Source organism: Streptomyces sp. NPDC006332 (assembly GCF_040612855.1).
Taxonomy (GTDB): domain Bacteria; phylum Actinomycetota; class Actinomycetes; order Streptomycetales; family Streptomycetaceae; genus Streptomyces.
The window spans coordinates 76850-83747 of record NZ_JBEXRA010000041.1; the positions used below are offsets into that span (position 1 = coordinate 76850).

The window sequence follows — 6898 nt, forward strand, 5'->3', positions numbered from 1 at the left end:
CGTCACGGAAACGACTAAGCGGACAATCGTCCGCTAGTCAATGGGACCGTACCGGACTGTTGTCCGGTTGGCAAGAGTGAAGAGTGTGGGCGCCTCAAAGGGGGACGCTTGCCGCCCGGGCAGCTGTCCGGGGATCCCTCGAGAAAGTGGATAGCTGCTGCTGCAGCACCGCCGTCGAGGGCGCCCCCATCGCCCTGGGCTGCGCACAGATGACCGTGGGCCGCATGATCGACGCCGCGTTGTCAGGCGAGGTCAGCTGGTTCGGCACGGCTGAGGGATACGGCCGCGGGGACTTTGGGTGAGCGCTGACCACCGGTCTGCGTGCGGTGGCAGAGCAGTGATCGCGACCACATGGCTGCCTTCGGCCGGCGGGCTCGAACGTCGCGCGCCCCATCGACGGCCGCTTCGGGGCGCTGCAGCGCTATCCCATCGGTCCCTGCCAGATCCATCAGCCCTGGAGCCTTTCGCCCGTCGAGCGAGATGTGCGAGATGGCGAAGATGTTGCGGGCTGACAAGATCCGGTCGGGTCCGTGTGAGCACTTCAGTGCTCGCCAGATGCACCGTGCCGCCGCGCTCGAGTGGCGGTGACGTGGCGGAACTGGTGCTTCGTCAGCGACCCGGGGTGGCGGTCGGCCGCGTAGGGATCGCGTCGAGGGCGGCAAGAGTCTCCTCGTCCAGGGTGATCGCGCCCGCTGCCAGGTTCGCTTCGAGATGGCCGGTGTCTGTGGTGCCCGGGATGAGCAGTACGTTCGGCGTGTGCTGCAGCAGCCAGGCCAGGCCGACCTGCGCCGGGGCGCATCCCAGCTTCTCTGCCGCAGCCAGCACCGCCGGCTCGTCGGTCACCTTCGGCCGCCCCGGAAATGCGCCGCCGAGGGGGAAGTAGGGCACCCAGGCGATCTCCTCGTCCGCACAGAACTGGGCCATGTCCTCGTCCTCGCGCGACACGAGGCTGTAGGGGTTCTGTACACAGACGATGCCCGCAGGCAGGCCGCGGCGCAGAACGTCCAGCGTCACGCTGCTCAGTCCGATCGCACCGATCTTGCCCTCTTCGCGCAGCGCGATCATTTCGGCGAGCTGGTCGTCCAGGTCGACCACCTGGTCCTCCGGGACGGGGACGCCCGTGTGCCCCCCATCGACACGGCGGAGGTTCACCACCGGGATCTGCTCGAGCTGGAGCGTGGCGAGTTCAGCTTCGATCTCGGCCCGCAGCTCCCCGGGCCGCTGCGCCAGGCGCACCGGCACCGGGCCGTCGGGGTCGGCGGTGGCGCCCACCTTGCTCACGATGAGGACGTCGTTCTGGGACTGAAGTGCCTCACGGACCACGTCGTTGACGAAGCCGTTGCCGTAGAACTGGGCGGTGTCCACGTGGTCGACGCCGAGGTCGACCGCATGGCGCAGCAGGGTGACAGCTGCATCGCGGTCGCTCTGCAGGCGCGCCAGCTGCATCGCGCCGTACCCGATGCGTGAGACGGGGCGGCCGGCGAGCGAACCGATGCCACCGGGACGCGCCTCCCCGGCGGGAGCGGCTTGGGACGAGGGAGTGCCTGCGGACGTCATGACTACCTGCTCTCATGGGAGAATAGAGAAAGCGGAGGATCCTCCGTTACGTTCACCGTAGCACTACCGGAGGAGCCTCCGTTTTGAGTCCGTCCGAAGCCTCACCGGGTCCCGCGCCAGCCAGCTCGCCCGATGCCGGCCGGCCGGCCCGCCGTGATGCGCAGCGCAACCGCGAGAAGCTCATCGCCACCGCTCAGGCCGCCTTCGCGACGGCCGATGGTCCAGTCGCGCTGGAGACCATCGCCCGCCAGGCCGGAGTCGGCATCGGGACCCTGTATCGACACTTCCCGACCCGCGAGAGCCTGGTCGACGCGGTCTATGCCGCCGAACTCGACGGCGTCACCGCGAGCGTCACCACCCTGCTCGGGCAGCATCCTGCAGATGTCGCTCTTCGAGCCTGGATGGGTCGTTATGCCACCTTCACCGCCACCAAGCGCGGGATGATGGAAACCCTGCGGGCCGGCTTCGCCGCCGGGCGCATCGCGCCCCCCTCGCGTGAACGCGTCACCGCAGCGATCGCCCAGTTCCTGGAGCGGGGCGCCGCGACCGGTACGCTCCGCGCGGACGTTGCGCCCGACGACGTCACCGCGATGCTCATCGGCGTGTTCTTCGCGATCGCGGGCGATGCTCCACGGGAGCAGGTCGATCGCCTGCTCGACCTCGTTCATGATGCGCTCAGGCCGCGGGAGAGCGTTGCTGGGGGCGAGGTTCGACCTCGATAAGCGGGCATTTGTCCGTTAGGTTTCTCGTGGCGGGCCGCCGGGGATTTACCGTTCCGGCTTGTGTGAGGTCGGCCGGGTGATGGGTGGCTGCCGCAGCCGCGAGTGATCGGCGGGTTGCCGATCCCGTCCTCGTCGGAGCCCTGAGGGCCGCGTCCGGAGTGGTGCGTGCAGCCTTGCTGGCGACTGCCTGCCGCTCTTCCGGTACCTCAATCGACGGCCCCATCCGGCCCCCTCCTCTGCGCGCACGGTAGAGACGCACCCCGCTGGGCCGTCCGGAGGGCGTACCCAGGCAGTTGCTCTGCTTGATCAAGCTTGGATGCTCCCTGCGCGGAGGGAGCCTTGGTGACGACGTCCTCGACTCGGAGCCGCGAAGTGTGGGGCCTGTTCTGCAGCAGATGGACCACCCGGCCGCCCGCAAAGCGCTGCTGGACATGCTCGCGGATGCCGCCTACACAGGACGCGTCGACCTCACCGCCCTGGAACCCGCAGCCCGTGCCGTCTTCGAACCCGGCTTCAGCCCGCTCCACCGCGCTGTCGGCCCTCAGCGCACCACTCACCGTCGACTCCCAGATCGGCATCATCGGCGCCCGCCTGCAGGCGGGTTGTGCGGCCTCGGCCTCCTGGCGGTCATGCCCTTCCTGTCCGCCACCCAGCACAAGACTGGCCGCGAACTCGGCTCTGCCTGCGCAGTAGCGGACTCCAAGCAGACGCTGTGCATCTACCTGTCCGCCGTGCTGCTGGTGGGCCTGGTCCTCAACGCCACCCTCGGCTGCCCTGGGCCGATCCCATTGCCGCCCTCGTCATCGCCGCCATCGCCGTCAAGGAAGGCCGCGAAGCCTGGCAGGGCAAGGGTTGCTGCGCCCCTTCCGCCGCCGCTACCGCCCCCGCCGCCAAGGCAGACGCCTGCGGCAACTGCCCGCCCGCATGCGACTGCTGCAACTAGGCCATCCGCAGACATGGAGCCCCGGTCGGTACCGGGGGAGGCCTCCACGTTCAGGCCGAACCAAGAGAGGACCTCCCCTGGGGCATGGCCGGTGCAGGTGCCTCCCGTTCCCGTGAACCCGACACCGCGTGGACCGGCCCGCCTCCCTGAGCCCCTCGCCAGGCAAGGACAGCAAGGAGCAAGCGGCCGCTCATGGGCAACCAGCACCGTCATCACGGACACGAAACGACTCGATACGCCCTAATCAATCACTAGCCACACACTTAGCGGCGAACCAGCGAAAAACCGCGAACCTCGAAACCGTTCGACACCACCCTGGAAGCATGACCGCACAGCTGGGCACCCCCCGAGAAGCGCCCGCCCTGAACATCAGCGTCACCCACGTCGGCCTGCGGACCCCGGAAATCGAAAGCGTGCGCCAGAAAGGCCGCAAGGTAGAGACCACCTTTGCCACCACACGCACCGTCCTGCTGGCGCTGAACGCAGTCGGCGGCATGCCGGAAGCCAGGCAGTTGAAGGACTTCTTCGCCTGGCCGACCTGGCAGGCTCCGGGCATCCCCGAGCCAAGCCACGAGTGGGCAGCCATCTTCGGTACCCAGACCAGAGCCTTTGAAGGCCTGCACGGCGACGCACCCGCAGGAGGACAGCCGACCATCATCCGCAACAGCGACCACATCCGGGTCACCGACGCGATGTGGCAGATGTTGCAGACACAGGAGTGCGTCGTTCTGTGCACCGGCCTGGCCGGCGACCCCACCGCAGCCCAGTTCGGTGCCGCAGCCGCCAACGGAAAACTCCAGGCCGTCCTGGCACGCGCACTGTTCCACTGACCTTCGCCCACCCAGCACAGCACGACGCACAGCCCCGACTGGACCCGCGCGGTCACCCACCCAGCAAATCCCTCACAAAGAGCCGCGCCCTACACCCACCGCATCCCCAGCTCGGACAACTCCTCGACCCGCTCGGGCGCGAGCCGTGCGCGGCGGGCGCGGCTGTTGGCGATGAACACCCCCAGTGCGCACGCATCACCCCTCACCTCCTCGACGTGCCGGTGAGGCACCTCCAGGTGCCCCTCACGCTCGTGGTACTGGCGGGCAGCGGCCACGTTCGCCGCCCAGACCTGAGCCCGCGTACGCCGCGGCGCTGCGATGGCCTTGTCGCTGTCCTGCAGCGGCCCGAGCCCGAGCTCTTCCCGCAGCAGCCACTGCCGCGCCACCCCCAGCGTGTCCCACTGACGCCGCTGCGACACCGCCCACTGCCCCAGATCTTCCCCCTGGACGACCAGACACCCCGCCTCCTCAGGCAGGGTCTCCCCGCTGCGCACGTGCAGTCGGGTGAGATGGAAGCACCGCTGCCAGGACACCGGCCAGGAGGGACACCAGGACGGGTCGATGTTCTCCAAAGCCCGCTGCCGCTGCGCACTCAGCCCACCCATGCCCTGCCGCACGGCGGCCCGCTGGTTCTTCAGCCACAGTCCCACCGGATAGCCCTCCCACATGGCATCAGCCGGCGCCAGCAGATGCCCGTGCTCGGCCGCCCACCCCCGCGCCGCCGACAGCCCTTCGGCGAACGCGACCTCGACATGCGCCCAGATCATGCCGAGCTCGTCCAGCTGGCCCATCCGTTCCTCGCTCAGCTCCCCGCGGGTGCGCGAGGAGCGCTGCCGGGCGATCCACACCCCCAGAGCAAACCCATCCGGAGCCCGGTACTCATACGGCACCGCCAGATCACCACGGTCGCTGCGGTAGGCAAGAGCGGCACCCAGGCCCCGCCGCCAGAACTGCGTCTCGGGCTGCAGCACCCGCAGACTGATGAACGCAGCCAACTGTGCCGGATCCCGCGGCCGGGAAAACGACAGCAGCTCCCCGGCAGCCCGGCTCACCTCGCCCGCCGCCTGTACCGCCTCACCAGCGGCAGCGCCGCCGGCCACCTGGGGAACGGCCAACTGCTCCACGGCCTGGGTGTCATGGGCCCGCAACGCCGTGAGAACCTTCACCAGCTCCCCGTAGGCCCGAGACACCAGCATCTCGTCAGGCTGCTCACCCGGCCCGAGGAAGACCGGCACCACCAGGGAGGCGACCTTCCCCTCCCCAGGCTGCATACGTAGCGCCCGTCCTACCGCCTGGACGATGTCGACCGCCGACCCCCGCACGTCCGCGAAGACAACCGCATCGCACTCCTTGGTATCCACCCCCTCACCCAGCACCCGCACAGACGACAGCACCCGCACCCACGCCGCCCCCAGATCCACCTCCGGCTCTGACGCGAACTTCTCCAGCACACGCCCCCGGTGTGCCGGCTTGTGCTCCCCACACAACCAGTCAGCCCACACCGCATCAGGCTCCGCATACAGCTCCGGGTCGCTCTCCCACAACTCCTTCGCCACCGCGCCGAGACCACTGGAGAATGCCTCGGCCTCACTGGTGCGGTAATGAAACGTCAGCAGCCGCCTCAGCTTCCGCTCCGCGGCCGCCTTCATCACCGCCGTCTGCAAGGCCGCCAGCCGAACCCCCCGAACCTGCGCCGTCCTCCCCGTACCCCCGGCCAACTCGACCACAGACAGCCCAGGATCCGCGATGTCGACACACACCACCTGGTACCGAGCGATCAGCCCCCGCTCAATCGCCTCCGACAACGACAGTCGATACACCACCGGACCGAACACGGCCTCGTCATCCATCGACGCAACCAGCTCACCACCCCCCGGCCCCTCCCGATCAGCCACCTCCCACAGCCGCGGCGTAGCCGTCATGTACAACCGCCGCAACGCCGGCACCCGCGCATTGTCATGAACCCCCGCCCACGTCTTGCCCAACGCCCCCGACGTCCGATGCGCCTCATCCACCACCACCAGATCCCAGGCGTCCAGCCCCGAGCGATGACTCCGCTCCAAGACCCCCAACCCCAACGAGGCATACGTGGCAAAGACCGTCACCAACTCCAGACCGGAAACCCAGCCCACCAACTCCGCCTCATCGGTGGTGCACTGAAGAACCTGCGCATCCTCGCCCGACAGAGAACAGGCACCGAACATCGGACCCCGGCGCCCCGCCTCACGCCACACCGAGACCATCTGCGTCAACAGCCCGAGCGTAGGAACCAACACCAACACCCGCCGTGCACGCAGTGCACGCGCCGCGTGCACGGCGATCAGGCTCTTGCCCGTCCCGGTAGCGGCGACAACCTGGGCCCGCACGCCACCTGATGACTTTCCATCAGGAACGTGCTCCAAGGCCCGCACCACTGCGTCAACAGCCTCGACCTGATGAGGACGAAGCGTCCACCGTGTCGACACAGCACATCACCTCTCAACCCCCGGGGCCGCCCGCCAGAGGCACTCCCCGCTGAGCGTAGACTTTATCCGCAGCCACTTTTGATTGCATTGCTCGGAGACCGAGCTTCCACCCCACTATGACAGGGCCATCACCGACGCCATGCGAGCTTGGACAAGAGGACTCCGTCTGAGCCCAGGTGGAGGATAATGGCCCAACTCCCCGCCCCCACCCCTGTAGCCAGCCGCCCGCGCAGCGGGCCATGCTTGGCGGCGAAGCCGGAAAGCCAGAGGCAGGGGAGCGCAGCGGACCTGCCGAACCGGACTGCGCTGTCGTAGAGGCCGAAGTAGCGGGCGGCGGTGTCCATGTCCTTGTCTCCGCGGCCGGACAGGTTGACCACGATC

5 protein-coding genes and 1 pseudogene are annotated in these 6898 nt (G+C 68.6%); 3 read left to right on the plus strand and 3 right to left on the minus strand.

The window, feature by feature from the left end:
- Positions 1 to 609 precede the first annotated feature (609 nt).
- Positions 610 to 1557, minus strand: coding sequence for an aldo/keto reductase (locus ABZ027_RS30480; protein WP_356773834.1), 948 nt, complete (start codon positions 1555 to 1557; stop codon positions 610 to 612).
- Positions 1558 to 1640: 83 nt separating this feature from the next.
- On the opposite strand from ABZ027_RS30480, the gene ABZ027_RS30485 reads away from it, so the two are divergent.
- From ABZ027_RS30485 to ABZ027_RS30495, 3 genes and pseudogenes are all read left to right on the plus strand, one after another.
- Entirely contained in the window at positions 1641 to 2279 is a 639-nt protein-coding gene (locus ABZ027_RS30485; protein ID WP_356773836.1) for a TetR/AcrR family transcriptional regulator, read from the plus strand.
- A 612-nt stretch (positions 2280 to 2891) separates the two neighbouring features.
- Positions 2892 to 3222, plus strand: a pseudogene (locus tag ABZ027_RS30490) (cation transporter); the annotation flags it as partial.
- Positions 3223 to 3545: 323 nt separating this feature from the next.
- The gene (locus tag ABZ027_RS30495; RefSeq protein WP_356773838.1) at positions 3546 to 4052 is read left to right on the plus strand and encodes a hypothetical protein; all 507 of its coding nucleotides are present in this window, start codon (positions 3546 to 3548) and stop codon (positions 4050 to 4052) included.
- Positions 4053 to 4141: 89 nt separating this feature from the next.
- Here the strand turns inward: ABZ027_RS30495 and ABZ027_RS30500 are convergent, their stop codons facing one another.
- Positions 4142 to 6517, minus strand: a complete 2376-nt coding sequence (locus ABZ027_RS30500) for a Helicase associated domain protein (RefSeq protein WP_356773840.1) — start codon at positions 6515 to 6517, stop codon at positions 4142 to 4144.
- Positions 6518 to 6645: 128 nt separating this feature from the next.
- The coding region (locus tag ABZ027_RS30505; RefSeq protein ID WP_356773848.1) for a hypothetical protein at positions 6646 to 6898 on the minus strand (253 nt) is incomplete at its 5' end.

What these genes read in the sequence shown, in the direction of transcription:
- ABZ027_RS30495 (WP_356773838.1), top strand. Translation starts at nt 3,546, where the DNA reads ATGACCGCACAGCTGGGCACCCCCCGAGAAGCGCCCGCCCTGAACATC.
- ABZ027_RS30480 (WP_356773834.1), bottom strand. Translation starts at nt 1,557, where the DNA reads ATGACGTCCGCAGGCACTCCCTCGTCCCAAGCCGCTCCCGCCGGGGAG.